Origin of the sequence: Rhodovarius sp. (assembly GCF_040399605.1) — a bacterium.
GTDB lineage: Bacteria > Pseudomonadota > Alphaproteobacteria > Acetobacterales > Acetobacteraceae > Rhodovarius > Rhodovarius crocodyli_A.
Window position 1 is genome coordinate 1 of sequence record NZ_JBBARU010000005.1, and the last position, 15,931, is coordinate 15,931.

A 15,931-nucleotide genomic window follows, 5' to 3' on the forward strand; every position below is an offset into this window, starting at 1 on the left:
CAACTGATTCGTAATCAGTAGGTCCGGGGTTCAATTCCCCGAATCGGCACCATTTCCTCCCCTAAAATCAGTGCTTTACTGGTGTCGTGATAAGCGCGCTCCGGGGTCGAAAAACCTATAAACACCTATAAACTGTTTCGGTGGGGTTTATAGGTGGTGGATTCGGGCTGCTGCGCGGTCGGATGCCGCCCGGTTTTTCGTCTCGAATGCTAAAAAATCTGGGTCGGGATGCTGCAGGCGGCATCACCGCAGCGGTCAGATTCGAGGTTTGAAGGGCATCCGGAGGGTACGTGAGCGCGTTGCAGGCGCGGTTGTGAGAACGATTGTAATCTTGTTAGGGTTGTGCGGATTGCGAACAGGCGGTCAGGGTCGAGCGACAATCGGGTGGCGCTGAGTTTGCTGCGGTCAACGGGGAGCTAAGCATCTATGGAAAAGTGCTCTGCTGAAAAAAATCTGGGCGCGACCAAAACCCGTTTATCGCGGTGGATTCCTAATACATTTTATCGAATCGTTATTATTTTGGCTCTCGCGGCAGTATGTCTTCCAATGAACGCGCTTGCCCAGCAATGTACAACCAGAAGTGTTGCTCTAATACATACTGGCGCAGATGTGACTATCAGTGAATTTTACGTCTACAGTGATTCTCTAAATAAAGGATCAAATCGTCTTGGTTCAATCGGATTGCGCCCCAGAGAAGCCGTAAATTTTGAAATCAGACCCGGCACGATTTATAACATTGAATTGGTCTGGAATGACGCAAAAGGTGTTCGACGCCTGCTTCGGAGCGGATTAGAATTTTGCCGAATCAACGCCATTCATTTTCGCGGATGGTATATCGATGGGGCAAATCTAGATCAAAATATTGTTAGCGATCAATTCATTTCCTTAGCAGCTAGAAGGCGTTGCGTCGAGCCAAGTCGATCTATGAATGTTGGAAATTTGACATCATATAAAATCGAAGAATTTTATATATACCCGAGCAGAAGCAGATCTAATACTGACAATCGCCGCAACTCAATTAGCATTAATGCCGATTCTGGTACTCGTATAATGCTTCCATCGGCTCCGTATTTCGATATTATGATAATATTTCGAATTGAAAATACACTTCATCGATTCGAGCGTAGAAACGTACCTATATGTAATGTACCTAGCACCGTGATGTTTATTGGCGAACTTACAGGCGAACAAGGTCCGCACCAAGATCGATTCTATACAGAATTTCAGAGTCCGCAAGGATAATTTTTTGACTGAATTGAATTCCGATACTGAATTATTGCTATCTTTCAACGATATCCGCGTAGATGCAGTACAAGGTAGGCTCAACCTGCCCCTGATTGGTCCCGCAATACGCCATTGTTTAGCCGCGATGGTCGGCGAATATCATCACCAGGATGAACTTTGAGGGGTGCCAAATGGGAAGCCGTGGCTTCGTTTGGATGGCAGCGATCCTGCTGACACTGCCTTTGGTTGCCGATGCGCAGACAATGGTGCCGTCTCAAAATGGCTCCTGTCCGTCTGGATCGACCAATGCGGGTTCAGGCTACTGCCGTTCGACCTCTGGTAGAGGCTTCATCCAATCTGACCGTGGCGCCTGCCCATCGGGAACGTCGAGTGCCGGCGCGGGCTATTGTGCGACGGATGGGAGCACAACCTACGTGCCAGCCAATCGTGGGTCCTGTCCCTCGGGCACGACCAGTGCCGGTTCTGGGTACTGTCGGGGGAGGTGATGAACGCGGTAGGCTTATCATATGCCAACAAGCCATAACCCCCGCGAAGAACACGACCGACGGCGGGACCGCATCCGCACCCTGGAGACGGCAGCACTTATCCTTTCAGCCATAGCGGCTGTGGTAACCCTGGTCGTCCAAGTCCTTTGAGGTGTCCTTCGCACCAGGACACCCACTGCTGAACCCAGAGCGGCTATTCTCCCGAGCTGAGGCGCTATCGCGCCCTTGTCCGATACCCGCGAAGCGTGGCGTTTATGCCTGGTACTTCTCATCTATCCCGGACGGCGTACCGACCGATGGCTGCCTGTCGGTCAATGGTCACACGCTCCTGTACGTCGGCATCTCGCCGAAGAACGAGAGCAGCAGCCAAAATCTGCGCAAACGCATCACCTATCATTATCGGGGCAATGCAGAAGGCTCGACGCTGCGGCTGACGCTCGGCGTGCTGCTACCACATACAGGCAGGCAGCGGGCTCCCTGGCTCTGGCCTTTGTCGGTGTCACAACTGATGCGACGTGTAGAGCTGTTGCTGCCCGGTAGCCCGTGACTTTGCCGTGCCGATTGATCTCATCGCAGACCGTGCCCGAGGAGCGGCCCAGCTCCCGCGCAATCATGCGGATGCTGCAGCCGTCTCGCCGCCGTAACTCGATGATTGTACGATCAACCACCGTCAGCCGAAATCTCTGAACTGCCATCGCACCACCGTAAACCTCTCAGGGCATCGATGGTGTTCGCTATGGATGTTGAATCCGCCATCCGAAGAAATCAGATGGATATTCGATACCTGAAGACAATCAGAACGCGATGCCGCCCAGCCGCATCAGGTTTGTTTCCGCCCGGCGCGCATGGCAAAAGGCGGCATGAACACGCCCCTTCCCGCCCTGGCCTGGCCGCTTGGGCTTGCCGGTCTTTTGCCATTCCTGGGTGGCCTGGCCGCAACCTGGCTCTGGCCGGGTTGGGGTGGCCATGCGCTGGCGGCCTATGGTGCCGCCATTCTCTCCTTCCTGGGCGCGGTGCATTGGGGGCTGGCCTTGGCCGCGCCCGATGTGGCGCCGCGGGCGCGGTTGATCGGCGGTGTCATCCCCTCGCTTGTGGCATGGGTGGCGCTGCTGCTGCCATTGCCGGTGGGGCTGACCATCCTGGCGCTGGGCCTGCTGGGCCTGGCCGGCGTGGAGACCCTGGCCGCCACACGCTCCCTGCTGCCCCGCAGCTATATGCCGCTGCGCTGGCTGCTGACCGGCGTGGCCAGCGTGGCGTTGGTGTCAGCAGCAATATTATCCTGAGAATATGACTTGAAAATATTTTTGAGACTGATTAACACTGCGTTAACGGAAGTCGCGGCGCCATGCGGTGCCGCCGGTCAGCGCGAGTGGTGGTCAGATGAACCAGGCAGCAGGAGCCATTATTGCATTTTCCTGCCAGGGTGAGGCCCGGCTGCGGGTGGCGCTGCGCAAGCTGGAATTGGCGCTGGACGATCAGGCACTGGCCTTCCAGGAATTTCGCCTGAACATGGCCCTGTTGGGCGTGAGCATCGGCGGGCTGCAGCACAGCCTCGAGGCCTATGGCGGCACGCTCGACAATCTGGCCGGGGGGCTCGCCGCCGCCCATCAACTCGCGGCTGAGGCCCAGCGCCTTCTGAGCTAGAGCATCATCCGTTCAAACGGAATCGTTTGAGCGGATAAAGATGCTCGACAAACAAAAACTTAGAGCCTGTGCAGTGAGCCGAGGCGAACGGAACAGGCGCTAAGCACTGGCCGGCTTTTCACGTTTCTATTGCATCCCCACACCAGGGCGCGCTTGCATGCTGTGGTGCGATCAGGAGGGAAGCCATGCGTCGTCGGGAACTGCTCAGCGCCGCGGCGGCGGGCCTGGCCATCCCGGCCAAAGCCGAATTGGCCGAGCCGGTGGATATGCTGCTGGTGCTCGCCGTCGATGTCAGCCGCTCGATCGATGAGGATGAGGCCCGGTTGCAGCGCGAGGGCTATCGCGCCGGGGTGAGCGATGGCCGGGTGGTGGAGGCCATCACCCGCGGCATGCTCGGCGCCATCGCCATCGCCTATGTGGAATGGGCCGGCTCTGAGTATCAGCGCCTAGTCTTGCCCTGGCAGCGCATCGGAGGCCAGGCGGATGCCAATCGCTGGGCCGAAACACTGGCCGAGGCCCCGCGCGCCTCGCTCTCCTGGACCAGTATTTCGGGCGGTATCGACTTCTCCCGCTGGGTCCTGGCCGAGGCGCCTTTCGAGGCCACCCGCCGGGTCATCGATATCTCGGGCGATGGGGTGAATAATTCCGGCCGCCGCGTGGAGCGCGCGCGGGATGAGGCGGTGGCCGATGGCATCATCATCAATGGCCTGCCGATCATCAATGACCGGCCAACCTTCGGCCGCGCGCCGCCCATGCCGCTGGATCAGTATTTCCAGCAAAGCGTCATCGGCGGCTTGGGTAGTTTCTTGGTGGTGGCCGAAGATTTCGATGCCTTCGGCACCGCCGTGCGCCGCAAGCTGATCTGCGAAATCGCAGGCCTTACTGTGATGCAGGCTTGAGCGGCGCTGAGCCCGGCTGGCCGGCCTCATACCAATCCTCGCGCGCCACCTCCTCGAAAATGATGCTGACATGGTCGGGCGCGCTACCCACAACCTCGCCAAAGGCCTGGGTGATGCGCGTGGCGAGCGCCTGTTTTTGTTCGGCGCTGCGGCCGGGGAACCAGCGAATTTGAACGAGAGGCATTGGTTTCTCCTGCAGGAATGGTCTAACATCGCATGCGCTCCGCCGCGCTGGCCATACCGGGGCGTTACCTGGGCAAGGATATATCATGGCTCTGCTGATGCGCGTTCTTCTGGCCGTATCCGGCGCTCTGGCCGCGCTGCTGGTATCGCCTGATACGCCCAATCACATGCTGTTGCAGGCGATATTCGCATTGATCTGCATCATCGCGGTGCTGAGCGTGCTGGTGATGATCTGGCGCCGGCGGTAGCCGCAGCCCGGCCCTGTCCGGAGCATTTTCAAGCCTTGCGGCTTCACAAGGCGGCCCGGAAAATGCGCTCAGGCAGAGCTGAGCATGCTGCTGAACCAAGGTCGAGATGTATCTCGACCCTGGTTTCACCGCCTTCGCTCGCGGCCAAACGGCTCTAGTCACTGCGGGGCAGCGAGGGGTCGCGCGCCGCATCGGGCAATTCGGGCGGGGGGGGCCATTGCAATGCCGGCAGCCTGGCCAGGGGCAGGCGGGCAAGGCCAATGCGCCGCTCGGTGAGGGTGATGGGCAGTTCCAGCACCGGTGGGCCGCCATCCTCGCCGCGGCGCGAGAGCAGCGCTGCTATCGCCCGTGCCGGCCCCGCGGCCCGCGCCGATAGCCAGCCCACCGCCAATAATGCGTCCACCGCCTCGGCCGCCCCGGTCACCGCAAGCTGCCCCGCACCCATGGGCTGCAGCGCATCATCCAGCGTGCCCGTGGCGGAGAGGCTGGCGCCCACCGGGCCCCATTGCAGCACTGCCCGGCGCAATTCGATGGTGCCGCCAGCATCCCGCCAGGCCTCGGCGCGTTGCGTGGGGTGGCGCTGTAGGGGCAGGGGGCCGCTCAGCATGCCCTCCAGCGCCAGCCTTTCCAGCCGCTGGCCGAGCGGGCCTGCATGGGGTGGCAAAGTCAGACCAGTCACATCGAGGTCGATGCTGAATGCCGGCTCGCCCTCGGTGGCGCTGAGCCGCGCGCGCAGGGTGAGCCCGCCCTGGCGCATCTCAAAGCCGCCCAGCGGCGTGTTCATCCGCAGCCGCTCCGCCACCAGCCGTGCCTCGCGCGGGGTGGCACCACCATCGAGCGGCAAGGCCAACTCCAGCCGGTCGGCCGCGAAGGGCAATTCCAGCCCGGGCAGGGCGAGAAGCTGCCTGCCACGCGGGCCCACGCGCAGCTCCTCCCATTCTGACAGGGCGATGCGCAGCTCCAGCGCCTCGGCCTGCCAGCGCAGTTCCGCCGGGGTGGTGCGGGGTGAGCCGGCAATCTCGATGCCCGGCACCATCAGGGTCACGGCGAAGGGCCAGCCGCCGCGCACCGGCATGCCATGCTGCACCACCCAGCCCAGCGCCCTCCGCTGCGCCGCCCAATCCTCAAAGCCTTGCGCCAGCGCCGAGGAGGCGCTGCGCCAAAGCCCGGTATGCAGCGCCGCCAGCACCGCAAGGGCGAGCGGGGGTAGCAACCACCAGCGGGAGCGGAAGAAGCGGGTCATCACGGTTACGCTATAGTCGGCGGGCGGCCCGGCCGATATACCATGGCGATGTTCGTCTTTGCCTATGGCTCGCTGATTTGGCGCCCCGGCTTTGCCCATCTGGGGGCTCGGCCAGCGCTGCTGCGGGGCTATCACCGCCGCTTCTGCATCTGGTCGCGGCATTATCGCGGCACGCCGGAGCGGCCGGGGCTGGTGCTGGGGCTGGACCGTGGCGGCGCCTGCCAGGGCGTGGTGTTCGAGGTGGCGGCCGAGGCGGCGGCGGCGGTGCTGGAATACCTCGATGCGCGGGAAAATCTCCTGGGCGAGCAAGTGTATCACCGCCGCCAATTGCCGGTGCGTTTGCGCGGCGAAGGCGGCTATGTGGTGCAGGCGGTGACCTATGTGGCCGACCGGCGGCACCCCGCCTATGCCCGGCCCGGCGCGGAGACGGTGGCCGAGGCTATCGCCCAGGCCCAAGGGGCGGCCGGCAGCAACCGCGACTACCTGCTGAACACCTTGGACCATCTGGCCGGCTTTGGCCTGCGCGATGCCGGGCTGGAGCGGATTGCGCGGGCCCTGGGCGGTGAGCAGGCCGCTGAAAGACACTGATGGCGATGGGCGAGCGCGAAAGGGCTTTGCCCTTTCGCGCTCGCCCACCAGGCTCGAGGGGCAAAGCCCCTCGATCTTATCTTTGCTCGACCGGAAGCAGTTCTGGGTTACCGCCGTAGCGCCACGCAATCCATCTCGGTCAGCCCGCCCCGCACCAGCTGGCCCAGCCCCAGGGCCTTTAGCACCCGCTCCATATTGCGCAGCGTCACCCTGGTTTGGGCGGGGATGCCTGCGGGCAGCGGCGAAGCTGGGGCTTCGAGGTCGCGCGGGAATTGGCCGGTGAGCTACATTCAGCCATCCACCCCCACCGCATGCGGCGAGGGCAATGCGCTGGGCGGAAAGCCGGGCAGAATGTGGCGGGTGATGGTCATTCCTTGCGCGCACCATCGAGCAGTTTTCGCGCCGCCTCACGCCGCGCTGCCTCCAGCGCGCGCTCCTCGGCGCTGCGGCCGAAGGCGGCACGGTTTTCCGCCGCCTGGCGCATGCGCTCGGCACGCTCGCGTTGCTTGCGCGCCTTGTTCAGATTGACGATCTCGGCCATGGAGCGTTCATAACCTGCCAATAGGGGCTTCCACCATGGGCAATGTCACTCTCACCGCGGCTGATGGCCATCAATTCGCCGCCTATACCGCAGGGCCGGCCGATGCGACCCGCGCGCTGGTCGTCGTACAGGAGATTTTCGGCGTGAACCGCCATATGCGCCGCGTGGCCGATGCCTTCGCGGCCGAGGGCTATGCCGTGATCCTCCCCGCGCTGTTCGACCGCACCGAGCGCGGCGTGGAGCTGGGCTATGATGCGGGCGATGTGGCGCGTGGGCGTGACCTGCGCGGCACCATCGATGCGGGCAAGACGCTGCTCGATGTTCTGGCCGCCGCGGCCGCCCTGCCGCTGGGCGCCAAGCGCGGCATTATCGGCTATTGCTGGGGTGGTACGGTGGCCTGGCACGGCGCCACCCGCTCTTCCGCCTTTGCCGCCAGTGTGGGCTGGTATGGCGGCGGCATAGCCGCGGCGAAGGGCGAGGTGCCCGGCTGCCCGACGCAGCTGCATTTCGGCGAGACCGACGCCTCCATCCCTCTCGCCGATGTCGAGGCGATCCGCGCCGCCCGGCCGGAGACCGAGATCTTCATCTACCAAGGCGCGGGCCATGGCTTTGGCTGTGAGGAGCGCGGCAGCTATGTCGCCGCCGACGCCGACACGGCACAGGCGCGCAGCCTGGCGTTTTTGGCCAAGCATCTGGCCTGAGCGGCAGCACCGTCGGCGAGATTGTCGCCGCCGGGCCTTCCCGCCGCTCGAACACCGGCCCAAACTCAGCCCGAACAAGGATACCGCCAGGTGCTGGCGGTGCGCGAAAGGGTAAGGCGATGTTCCATCTTCTGGGCAGGGTCAACAGCAGCAACGTCATGAAGGTGCTGTGGTGTGCCCAGGAATTGGACATACCCTATACCCGCCAGGATGTGGGCATGGAGCATGGCGTGGTGGACACGCCGGCCTACCGCGCGAAAAACCCCAATGGCCGCATTCCCACCATCGAGGCGGATGGCGAGGTGCTGTGGGAGAGCAATTCCTGCATGCGCTACCTTTGCCTCAAGGCGGGCGGCGATGCGCGAGGGCTTTACCCCACCGCCGCCATGGCGCGGGCGCGGGTGGATCGCTGGCTGGATTGGCAGCTTTCCACCCTGCTGCCGGCCGAGCGGGACCTGTTCTGGACCATGGTGCGCACCCCCGCCGAAAGCCGCGACATGGCCAAGGTCCATGCCGCCGTGCGGAATTCAGCGGTGTGCTGGACCATCATCGAGGACCAACTCTCCGATGGCCGCCCCTATATAGAGGGTGATGGCTTCACCATTGCCGATATCTGCCTGGGTGTTTTCGCCCGGCGCTGGTTTGGCGAGGAGGTGCGGGTGCCGGATATGCCGCAATTCCCGATCACCCGCGCCTGGTATGACCGGATTGGCCAACGGCCCGGCTTTCTGGCCTGGGTGGCGCCTAAGCTGTATTAAAAGGCTGCTGAAACAGATAGCGAGGTTAAAGAAGATCGAGGGGCAAAGCCCTTTCGCTCTTTTTTCCTCTGCCACCAGCGTCTTTCAGCAGCCAACAAAAGCCGGTTGACAGCGCGGCGCATCCGCTCTGGGCTGCTCCCATAAAATGGGGAGGGGCAACATGAACGCCATCGACAAACCGCCGGCCGAGGCTGTGGCGGCGCAATGGCTGGATGCCTTCAATGCCGCGGCTCCGGCGCCTTCCCGCGCCGCGCTTTTCCTCGCCGATGCGCATGCGCGCGATGTGCTGGCGCTGGGCTGGGAGATTCGCACCAGCTCCGGCGCTGATGCCGTGGTGGCGCTGCTGGCCGGGCTGCCTGGGGCGCTGCGCTTTGCCGCCGGGCGCACGCCCCCCCGCCGGGTCACCCGCGCCGGGCAGGAATGCATCGAGGTGCTGTTGGAATTCGAGGCGCTGCACGGCCCCGGCCAGGGCGTGCTGCGCCTGGTGCAGACCGAACATGGCCCGCGCGGCTGGACCCTGCTGCTGGCCCTGGCCGAATTGGCCGACCACCCCGATGCCAGCGGCCCGCGCCGGCCAACCGGCGAGGATTTTTCCCGCGAATTCGGCGGCCCCAATTGGGCCGACCACCGCGCCAAGACCCTCTCCTATGCCGGGCGGGAGCCTGCTGTGCTGGTGGTGGGGGCCGGGCAAGCGGGGCTCTCCATCGCCGCCCGATTGGGCCAACTCGGCATTGATACCTTGGTGATCGACCGCCAGGCCCGCACTGGCGACAATTGGCGCCGGCGCTACCACGCGCTCACCCTGCACAATGAAGTGCATGTGAACCACCTGCCCTATATGCCCTTCCCGCCCACCTGGCCGGTCTTCATCCCCAAGGACAAGCTGGCCAATTGGTTCGAGGCCTATGCCGAGGCGATGGAGCTGAATATCTGGTGCGACACCGCGCTGGAGAGCGGCGAATACACCGATGGCGCCTGGGATGTGGTGCTGCGGCGGGCGGGCGAGGTGCGACGGCTTCGCCCACGGCATATCATTTTTGCTACCGGCGTCTCCTCCATTCCGCAGCGGCCGAAACTGCCGGGGCTGGAGAATTTCCGCGGCACGGTGATGCATTCAGGCGCCTATACTGAGGGCTCGGCCTGGAAGGGACGGCCCGCCTTGGTGCTGGGCAGCGGCAATTCCGGCCATGATGTGGCGCATGACCTGCATGCCAGCGGTGCTGCTGTCAGCATCGTCCAGCGCGGCACCACCCATATCGTCAGCCTGGCCGAGGCGCAGCGGGTCTATTCGATCTATGCCGAGGGCATTCCCACCGAGGATTGCGACCTGCTGGCCACGGCCACCCCCTTCCCGGTGCTCAAACGCGCCTATCAGCACGCCACCGCCATGTCCAAGCGGGTGGATGCGCCGCTGCATGCGGCGCTGGCAGCGCGCGGCTTTCGGCTGGATGACGGGCCGGAGGGCTGCGGCTTTCAGATGAAATACATGCAGCAGGGCGGCGGGTATTATTTCAATGTCGGCTGTTCGGATTTGATCGCCGCGGGCGATATCGGCCTGGTGCAATACGCCGACATCGCCGGCTTCGAGGCCGAGGGCGCGCGGCTGCGCGATGGCCGGTTGGTGCCGGCCGAACTTTTGGTGCTGGCCACCGGCTATCTCAACCAGCAGGAGACGGTGCGCGCCTGCCTGAGCGATGCGGTGGCGGAGCGCGTGGGCCCGGTTTGGGGTTTTGATGCCGGGGGCGAGTTGCGCAACATGTGGCGCCCCACCGCGCAGCCTGGGCTGTGGTTCACGGCTGGAAGCTTGGCGCAGTGCCGGATTTATTCGCATTACTTGGCGATGCAGATTAAGGCGCGGGAGGTGGGGCTGGTGTGAGCCGTGGCCTGATCTGCCGCAATATCGGCAGCGCTGGCTGGGGAACCTGGATTCGAACCAAGACTGTCCGAGTCAGAGTCGGAAGTTCTACCGTTAAACTATTCCCCAACGGCTGAGCGCGGGTATAACCCCCCACCGTTCAGGCCGCAACCGCCCCCCGCCGCAAGTTTTTCCTTGCCCGCCAGGGCATGCTGCCCGAACATGACGAAGCTGTGGCAGCGCTATCCCGCGTGGCCCAAGGTTTGCAGGAGGTGTTGCCCTTTCATGGCCGATGGCGCTCTCCCCCTGGAGGCCACGCTCGCCGACAGCGTCCCTGCCATGCCCGCCGTCCAGCGCGCCCCCCGGCGTGAGGTGCAGTATTATGCCGCCCTCGATTTGGGCACGAATAATTGCCGCCTGCTGATCGGCGCGCCCACCCCGGGCGGCTTTCGCGTGGTGGATAGTTTCAGCCGTATCGTCCGCCTGGGCGAAGGCCTGGCCGCTACCGGCCGGCTGGGCGAGGCGGCTATGGAGCGCGCCATCGCCGCGCTCGCCGCCTGTGCCGATAAACTGGCCCGCCGCCCGGTTCGCAGCTTCGCCGCGGTGGCCACCGAGGCCTGCCGCCAGGCCAGCAATGGCCGCGAATTCCTGGCCCGGGTGACGCACGAAACGGGCATCGCCCCCCGGGTGATCGGCGGGCGGGAGGAGGCACAATTGGCACTCGCCAGTTGCGCGCCGCTGCTCAACCAGGGTGACCGCCGCGCCATCCTCTTCGATATCGGCGGCGGCAGCACGGAAATCACCTGGGTGCGCCTCGCGCCCCCGGGCAGCACGGCCGAGCCCATTTTGTCGGGCACCATCTCCATCCCGGTGGGCGTGGTCACCCTGGCCGAGCGTGCGGGCGAGAGCTGCTTCACCCGCGAGGGCTTTGCCGCCGTGCGCGATGAGGTGGCGGCCCGGCTGCGCGCCTTTGATGCGGTGCATTGCATTGGCCAGGAAATTCGCCAGGGCGGCGTGCGGCTGATCGGCACCTCGGGCACCGTCACCACCCTGGCCGGCACCGTGCTCGACCTGCCGCGCTACCGCCGGCAATGGGTGGATGGCGTCTGCCTTGATGCGCATGAGGCGGATGAGGCGCTGGAAAAGCTCTTTGCCATGGGCCGCGCCGGCCTCGCCAGCCACCCCTGCATCGGGCCCGAGCGGGCGGATTTCGTGCTGCCCGGCTGCGCCGTCTATGCCGCCATCCGCCAGGTCTGGCCGGTGGATCGCCTGACGGTGGCCGATCGTGGCTTGCGCGAGGGCATGCTGATGCGCCTCATCCAGGCTGACCGCGCGGCACGCCAGGGCGCCTGAGCTACCCTCGCCGGCTCGGGCCTGCTATCCCAACGCATGGCGAAAACCCCCGACACAACCAAAGGCGGCCAACGCGGCCTGACCACCCAGGTCCGAAAAGTGGCCGGCCGCAGCACCGGCAGCCGGGCCTGGTTGCAGCGCCAGCTAAATGACCCCTGGGTGCAGGCAGCGCAAAAGGCCGGCTATCGCTCGCGCGCCGCCTTCAAGCTGCTGCAGTTGGATGAGAAATTCGCGCTGCTCAAGCCAGGCATGCGCCTCGTCGATCTGGGCGCCGCGCCGGGCGGGTGGATGCAGGTTGCCGCCAAGGTTCTGGGCGAGCGCGGCCGGATTGTGGGGCTCGATCTGCTGGAGATCGACGCCATTCCCGGCACCATCATCCTGCAGGGCGATTTTCAGGATGAGGCGGTGGAACAGGCGGTGCTGGCCGCCCTCGATGGCCCGGCCGACTTGGTGCTGAGCGATATGGCGCCCAATACCACCGGCCATGGCCCGACGGACCATCTGCGCATCATGGGCCTGGCCGAGATCGCGCTTGATTTCGCCGAGCGGGTGCTCAAGCCCGGCGGCGGCTTCGTGGCCAAGGTGTTTCAGGGCGGCAGCGAGGCGGCGATGCTGCTGCGCCTGCGGCAGCGTTTTACCACGGTGAAACATGCCAAGCCGGCGGCCAGCCGCAAGGATTCCTCGGAGCTTTATGTGGTGGCCACCGGCTTCAAGGGCTAGGCCCGCCGCTCAATCGGCAAAAGCCCCTGCCGACTGGATCATCGGCCGCCACCGCGCCACCTCGGAAGCCAGGAACTGCTTGTGATAGGCCGGCGTGGCGCGGGCCTGCGGCACCGGTTCGGTCACCAATTCGGCGAAGCGGGCCACGACGCGCGGCTGCTGGATGGCCTGGCGCAGGGCCACGGATAGCCGCTCCACGAATTCGCCCGGCGTGGCGCGCGGCGCATACATGCCATGCCAGACGCTCATCAACAGGTCCCGATGCCCGGCCTCGATCACCGTCGGCACCGCATCAAGCACGGGGCCGGGCAGGCGGGTCTCGCTGGTAACGGCAAAGGCCTTGATCCGGCCATCACGCGCCAGTGGCGCCAGGATGGTGCCCTGGCCGGCATAGACATCGAGGCGGCTGGCCATCAACTCGGTGGAGATCGGCGCCGAGCCGCGGAAGCCAATGGTGTTTAGCGTGGTGGCGGCCGCGCGCTGCAGCAGCATCCCCGCCAGATGGTCGCTCGAGCCCAGGCCGGAATTGCCGATGGAAATCCGCTCCCCCCCGGCGCGCAGTGCGGCGAGCAACTCAGCCACCGTATTCGCCGGGAAATCCGGCCGCGCCACGATCATTTGCGGCACCTCGGTCACGAGGCCAATGGTGGCGAAGCTTTCCTCCACATTATAGGGCAGGCGGCGATAGAGGCTGGCCGCCCCGGCATGGCCGATATGATGCATCAGCAGCACCGCGCCATCGGGCCGGGCATTGGCCACCCGCGCCGCGCCGATGGTGCCGCCCGCGCCGGTCACATTCTCCACCACCATCTGGGCGTCGAGGAAGGGGCCCATGCTTTCGGCCATGAGCCTGGAGATCAGATCCGTCGGCCCGCCCGGGGCAAAGGGGCAGATGATGGTGATGTTGCGCGGCATCGCCTGGGCGCGCAGCGGGCGCGTGATGATCATGGGGGCCGAAAGGCCCGTGGCAATGAGGCTGCGACGTTGCACTGTTTTTCTCCATTGTCCTGGACGTCACTGGTTTGTCGCATGACAGGCAGGCCAAATGAAGGGTGGTGTGCTATGATACCCTCTTCGGACAAGGGATTGCACAAGGATGGGCTCTACAAGCTGGTGGGCTTTCATTGGCATCTGCTTTTTGGTGTCGCTCTCGGGCGCGGTATTCAAACCCGGGGAGTGGTATGCAAGGCTACGCAAACCCCGCTGGCGGCCGCCCAATTGGCTGTTCGGGCCGGCCTGGGCGGTGCTCTACATCATGATCGCCACCGCGGGATTTTACGTCTGGCAGGCTGAGGGCGTGGGTTTGGCGCTGGTGGTCTATGCGGTGCAATTGCTGCTCAATGCCGCCTGGTCTGGGCTGTTTTTTGGCCTGCGGCGGCCGGATATCGGATTTTACGGGCTCGTGGCGCTGTGGCTGTCGATCCTTGGCTGCATTATCGTCTTCGCGCCGGTCAGCGCCACGGCGATGTGGCTGATGGTGCCCTATCTGGCCTGGGTGAGTTTCGCTGGGCTGCTGAACTGGACGCTGTGGCAGATGAATGGCGCGCGGCCTGCCTGACCAAGCGATGTCACCGCCGCCACGTAAGCTGGGTTAGCCGCTTGGCCTGACGGGTGGGGCGCCAAACAGACAAGGGCGCAATCTGCTTCTGCGGTTGCCCTATTCCCTCCACCGAGACCAAGTTATGGACGAGCCTAGGAATTTCGGATCCTGCCATGTTCGATCGTGTGATCTCCCGCCTTGCCATTGAGGCAAATCCCAATCAAATAATTGCAAAAGACTTTAATTCTGACGGGCATATAGACGCTCTTTTCCCGGTGACCATCGGCTGGGGTGACGCCCCGGTGCCGCTGAAACTGTATATTGGCGACGGAAAAGGTGGCCTGGCAGATGGCGCCGCCGTCTTTAACGGTTCGGCGCCGATGGCGGTCAACCCACAGCGCGCGCGGACCGCCGATTTCAACAATGATGGCCGCCCAGATGTCCTTCTGCTGGATCATGGCTACGATAAACCGCCTTTCCCTGGCGGTTTCAGCCAGCTCATCCTCAGTGGGCCAAAGGGCCTCCACCTCGCGGATACGAACCTCGCCGATGGCCAGCGCTTCACCCATGGCGGTGCTGTTGGCGACATTGATCGCGACGGTGACCTGGATGCGGTGCTGTTCAACCTCAATGATGCCTCCGGTCATGCCGTCCAAATTCTGGTTAATGACGGAGCGGGCACGATGGATGATCGGCCCGATCTGGCGCCCGCCTATTACCAGAGCATCACCATGCGCGCGGGATCGACCTGGGGAGCATTGTTCGATGCCGATGGCGATAGCGATCTGGACCTGATGGTGGGGAGCTGGAACGTCTCGCCACTGCCAAGCCAGATCTTCGCCAATAACGGCGCTGGCTCATTTGCCAATGCAGCCCCTTGGGACCTGCCTGGGTCAGGCATCCCCAAGGCCGTCATCCTGCAGGCAACGCCTTTCGATCTGAATGGTGACAATCTGCAGGATCTGATTCTGGCGGTCACCAATGGCGGCACCGAAGGCGAGGATTTCTACAATGCCAGCTATCTGCAGTTTTTGGTCAATAACGGCAATGGTCGCTTTGTCGATGAGACTGCGCAAAGGCTTCCGCAATCCATGACGCCCATCGCCAACTCCTCTGGCAGTTGGCCGAAATTCATCCAGGACATCGATATCGATGCCGATGGCGACAAGGACCTGATCGTATTCCGGACCTATCCGTCAACCGGTGCTGCCACAGTGGAGATCAATGACGGTTTTGGACGTTTCAGCCCCGCGCCAGCCTTAGATTACCTCAGCATCACCGCGGCAGATATGAATGGCGACGGGCTACCCGAATTCCTGGCCGTCATAGGCAATGAGCTTCGGGTGCTGGCGAATGACTTCGCGCCCTGGAGCGGGGGCGTCATGGCGATGACGAGGGGAGGGAGCGCCTCAAACATCATGGCGGAAGTCTATCGCGGGCCGGTGGTCGGCCTGCGCTATCAGTTCATCGGCTCGGATGCGGCTGAAGCCCTGGCTGGAACGGATGGCGCGGATTTTATCAATTTGGCGGGTGGCGATGATGCAGCGCAGGGCGGCGGTGGGGCCGATGTGCTGGATGGTGGCACGGGTTCCAATTTCCTGACCGGCGGGGCGGATAGGGACACGTTCTTTCTGGATGGCCGGCCCCTTAAACGCAGCTGGAGCACAATCGCCGACTGGCAGCAGGGCGAGCAACTGAGCCTTTTCGGCTACCTGCCGGGCGTCAGTCGCCTGACTTGGGTACCCAATGCGGGAGCGGATGGCTTCAGGGGACTGACCCTGCATGCCGATCTCGATGGCAATGGTGATATTGAAACCAGCGTCACCTGGGCCGGAATGGCCAGCCAGGATGCTTTGCCTAAGCCCTTGGAGTTTACCGGTCTGCTGTGGTTCACCTGACAATGCGCTAAAGGCCCAGGCGAAAGCCTT

The 15,931-nt window shown here is 63.8% G+C and carries 18 protein-coding genes, 1 tRNA gene and 1 pseudogene; 14 read left to right on the top strand and 6 right to left on the bottom strand.

What is annotated here, in order from left to right; genetic code table 11:
• The first annotated feature begins 546 nt into the window (after nucleotides 1-546).
• Entirely contained in the window at nucleotides 547-1,242 is a 696-nt protein-coding gene (locus tag ABWP84_RS02705; protein WP_353210458.1) for a hypothetical protein, read from the top strand.
• 639 nt (nucleotides 1,243-1,881) lie between these two features.
• Nucleotides 1,882-2,277 (top strand): GIY-YIG nuclease family protein, encoded by a 396-nt coding sequence (locus tag ABWP84_RS02710; protein ID WP_353210459.1) that lies wholly within the window; start codon nucleotides 1,882-1,884, stop codon nucleotides 2,275-2,277.
• A gap of 19 nt (nucleotides 2,278-2,296) precedes the next feature.
• Here ABWP84_RS02710 and ABWP84_RS02715 read toward each other — a convergent pair.
• Nucleotides 2,297-2,425 (bottom strand): annotated as a pseudogene (locus tag ABWP84_RS02715) (helix-turn-helix domain-containing protein); the annotation flags it as partial.
• Nucleotides 2,426-2,590: 165 nt separating this feature from the next.
• On the opposite strand from ABWP84_RS02715, the gene ABWP84_RS02720 reads away from it, so the two are divergent.
• The 3 genes from ABWP84_RS02720 (at nucleotide 2,591) to ABWP84_RS02730 (ending at nucleotide 4,273) form a co-directional block, all read left to right on the top strand.
• Nucleotides 2,591-3,013 (top strand): DUF3429 domain-containing protein, encoded by a 423-nt coding sequence (locus ABWP84_RS02720; RefSeq protein WP_353210460.1) that lies wholly within the window; start codon nucleotides 2,591-2,593, stop codon nucleotides 3,011-3,013.
• A gap of 97 nt (nucleotides 3,014-3,110) precedes the next feature.
• Nucleotides 3,111-3,374, top strand: coding sequence for a hypothetical protein (locus ABWP84_RS02725; protein ID WP_353210461.1), 264 nt, complete (start codon nucleotides 3,111-3,113; stop codon nucleotides 3,372-3,374).
• A gap of 185 nt (nucleotides 3,375-3,559) precedes the next feature.
• Entirely contained in the window at nucleotides 3,560-4,273 is a 714-nt protein-coding gene (locus tag ABWP84_RS02730; RefSeq protein WP_353210462.1) for a DUF1194 domain-containing protein, read from the top strand.
• On the opposite strand, the gene ABWP84_RS02735 is transcribed toward ABWP84_RS02730, so the two are convergent.
• Nucleotides 4,254-4,457, bottom strand: coding sequence for a 4-oxalocrotonate tautomerase family protein (locus tag ABWP84_RS02735; protein WP_353210463.1), 204 nt, complete (start codon nucleotides 4,455-4,457; stop codon nucleotides 4,254-4,256). The two genes, ABWP84_RS02730 and ABWP84_RS02735, sit on opposite strands and share 20 nt — an antisense overlap.
• Before the next feature lie 85 nt (nucleotides 4,458-4,542).
• Here ABWP84_RS02735 and ABWP84_RS02740 point away from each other — a divergent pair, with 85 nt between their 5' ends.
• Nucleotides 4,543-4,704 carry a hypothetical protein gene (locus tag ABWP84_RS02740; protein WP_353210464.1) on the top strand — a complete coding sequence of 54 codons (162 nt, stop codon included), beginning with the start codon at nucleotides 4,543-4,545 and terminating at the stop codon, nucleotides 4,702-4,704.
• A 154-nt stretch (nucleotides 4,705-4,858) separates the two neighbouring features.
• Here the strand turns inward: ABWP84_RS02740 and ABWP84_RS02745 are convergent, their stop codons facing one another.
• Nucleotides 4,859-5,947 (bottom strand): DUF2125 domain-containing protein, encoded by a 1,089-nt coding sequence (locus ABWP84_RS02745; RefSeq protein ID WP_353210465.1) that lies wholly within the window; start codon nucleotides 5,945-5,947, stop codon nucleotides 4,859-4,861.
• A gap of 48 nt (nucleotides 5,948-5,995) precedes the next feature.
• Between ABWP84_RS02745 and ABWP84_RS02750 the strand changes: the two genes are divergently transcribed.
• Entirely contained in the window at nucleotides 5,996-6,535 is a 540-nt protein-coding gene (locus tag ABWP84_RS02750) for a gamma-glutamylcyclotransferase (RefSeq protein WP_353210466.1), read from the top strand.
• A 367-nt stretch (nucleotides 6,536-6,902) separates the two neighbouring features.
• Here the strand turns inward: ABWP84_RS02750 and ABWP84_RS02755 are convergent, their stop codons facing one another.
• On the bottom strand, nucleotides 6,903-7,076 hold the full coding sequence (locus ABWP84_RS02755) for a DUF4169 family protein (RefSeq protein ID WP_353210467.1): 174 nt from the start codon (nucleotides 7,074-7,076) through the stop codon (nucleotides 6,903-6,905).
• A gap of 35 nt (nucleotides 7,077-7,111) precedes the next feature.
• On the opposite strand from ABWP84_RS02755, the gene ABWP84_RS02760 reads away from it, so the two are divergent.
• From ABWP84_RS02760 to ABWP84_RS02770, 3 genes are all read left to right on the top strand, one after another.
• Nucleotides 7,112-7,777: a dienelactone hydrolase family protein gene (locus tag ABWP84_RS02760; RefSeq protein ID WP_353210468.1), complete on the top strand. Its 666-nt coding sequence runs from the start codon at nucleotides 7,112-7,114 to the stop codon at nucleotides 7,775-7,777.
• A gap of 119 nt (nucleotides 7,778-7,896) precedes the next feature.
• Entirely contained in the window at nucleotides 7,897-8,535 is a 639-nt protein-coding gene (locus tag ABWP84_RS02765; RefSeq protein WP_353210469.1) for a glutathione S-transferase family protein, read from the top strand.
• Between the two features lie 160 nt (nucleotides 8,536-8,695).
• Entirely contained in the window at nucleotides 8,696-10,411 is a 1,716-nt protein-coding gene (locus ABWP84_RS02770) for an NAD(P)/FAD-dependent oxidoreductase (protein WP_353210470.1), read from the top strand.
• A gap of 34 nt (nucleotides 10,412-10,445) precedes the next feature.
• Here the strand turns inward: ABWP84_RS02770 and ABWP84_RS02775 are convergent.
• A tRNA-Gln gene (locus ABWP84_RS02775) sits at nucleotides 10,446-10,519 on the bottom strand.
• A 156-nt stretch (nucleotides 10,520-10,675) separates the two neighbouring features.
• On the opposite strand from ABWP84_RS02775, the gene ABWP84_RS02780 reads away from it, so the two are divergent.
• A complete protein-coding gene (locus ABWP84_RS02780) occupies nucleotides 10,676-11,743 on the top strand; it encodes a Ppx/GppA phosphatase family protein (RefSeq protein ID WP_353210471.1) in 1,068 nt (355 codons plus the stop codon).
• A gap of 36 nt (nucleotides 11,744-11,779) precedes the next feature.
• Nucleotides 11,780-12,463 carry an RlmE family RNA methyltransferase gene (locus ABWP84_RS02785; RefSeq protein ID WP_353210472.1) on the top strand — a complete coding sequence of 228 codons (684 nt, stop codon included), beginning with the start codon at nucleotides 11,780-11,782 and terminating at the stop codon, nucleotides 12,461-12,463.
• Nucleotides 12,464-12,472: 9 nt separating this feature from the next.
• Here the strand turns inward: ABWP84_RS02785 and ABWP84_RS02790 are convergent, their stop codons facing one another.
• Complete coding sequence (locus ABWP84_RS02790; protein WP_353210473.1) at nucleotides 12,473-13,453, bottom strand: tripartite tricarboxylate transporter substrate-binding protein; 981 nt, start codon at nucleotides 13,451-13,453, stop codon at nucleotides 12,473-12,475.
• Between the two features lie 106 nt (nucleotides 13,454-13,559).
• Between ABWP84_RS02790 and ABWP84_RS02795 the strand changes: the two genes are divergently transcribed.
• Together ABWP84_RS02795 and ABWP84_RS02800 are read left to right on the top strand one after the other, a co-directional pair.
• Nucleotides 13,560-14,021 (top strand): TspO/MBR family protein, encoded by a 462-nt coding sequence (locus ABWP84_RS02795; protein ID WP_353210474.1) that lies wholly within the window; start codon nucleotides 13,560-13,562, stop codon nucleotides 14,019-14,021.
• Between the two features lie 155 nt (nucleotides 14,022-14,176).
• Entirely contained in the window at nucleotides 14,177-15,901 is a 1,725-nt protein-coding gene (locus ABWP84_RS02800) for a VCBS repeat-containing protein (RefSeq protein ID WP_353210475.1), read from the top strand.
• Nucleotides 15,902-15,931 lie beyond the last annotated feature (30 nt).

Coding starts and splice junctions, on each gene's coding strand:
- ABWP84_RS02785 (WP_353210472.1), top strand. CDS start 11,780: ATGGCGAAAACCCCCGACACAACCAAAGGCGGCCAACGCGGCCTGACC.
- ABWP84_RS02780 (WP_353210471.1), top strand. CDS start 10,676: ATGGCCGATGGCGCTCTCCCCCTGGAGGCCACGCTCGCCGACAGCGTC.
- ABWP84_RS02745 (WP_353210465.1), bottom strand. CDS start 5,947: ATGACCCGCTTCTTCCGCTCCCGCTGGTGGTTGCTACCCCCGCTCGCC.
- ABWP84_RS02765 (WP_353210469.1), top strand. CDS start 7,897: ATGTTCCATCTTCTGGGCAGGGTCAACAGCAGCAACGTCATGAAGGTG.
- ABWP84_RS02720 (WP_353210460.1), top strand. CDS start 2,591: ATGAACACGCCCCTTCCCGCCCTGGCCTGGCCGCTTGGGCTTGCCGGT.
- ABWP84_RS02800 (WP_353210475.1), top strand. CDS start 14,177: ATGTTCGATCGTGTGATCTCCCGCCTTGCCATTGAGGCAAATCCCAAT.
- ABWP84_RS02730 (WP_353210462.1), top strand. CDS start 3,560: ATGCGTCGTCGGGAACTGCTCAGCGCCGCGGCGGCGGGCCTGGCCATC.
- ABWP84_RS02740 (WP_353210464.1), top strand. CDS start 4,543: ATGGCTCTGCTGATGCGCGTTCTTCTGGCCGTATCCGGCGCTCTGGCC.
- ABWP84_RS02705 (WP_353210458.1), top strand. CDS start 547: ATGAACGCGCTTGCCCAGCAATGTACAACCAGAAGTGTTGCTCTAATA.
- ABWP84_RS02795 (WP_353210474.1), top strand. CDS start 13,560: ATGGGCTCTACAAGCTGGTGGGCTTTCATTGGCATCTGCTTTTTGGTG.
- ABWP84_RS02750 (WP_353210466.1), top strand. CDS start 5,996: ATGTTCGTCTTTGCCTATGGCTCGCTGATTTGGCGCCCCGGCTTTGCC.
- ABWP84_RS02725 (WP_353210461.1), top strand. CDS start 3,111: ATGAACCAGGCAGCAGGAGCCATTATTGCATTTTCCTGCCAGGGTGAG.
- ABWP84_RS02755 (WP_353210467.1), bottom strand. CDS start 7,076: ATGGCCGAGATCGTCAATCTGAACAAGGCGCGCAAGCAACGCGAGCGT.
- ABWP84_RS02770 (WP_353210470.1), top strand. CDS start 8,696: ATGAACGCCATCGACAAACCGCCGGCCGAGGCTGTGGCGGCGCAATGG.
- ABWP84_RS02760 (WP_353210468.1), top strand. CDS start 7,112: ATGGGCAATGTCACTCTCACCGCGGCTGATGGCCATCAATTCGCCGCC.
- ABWP84_RS02735 (WP_353210463.1), bottom strand. CDS start 4,457: ATGCCTCTCGTTCAAATTCGCTGGTTCCCCGGCCGCAGCGCCGAACAA.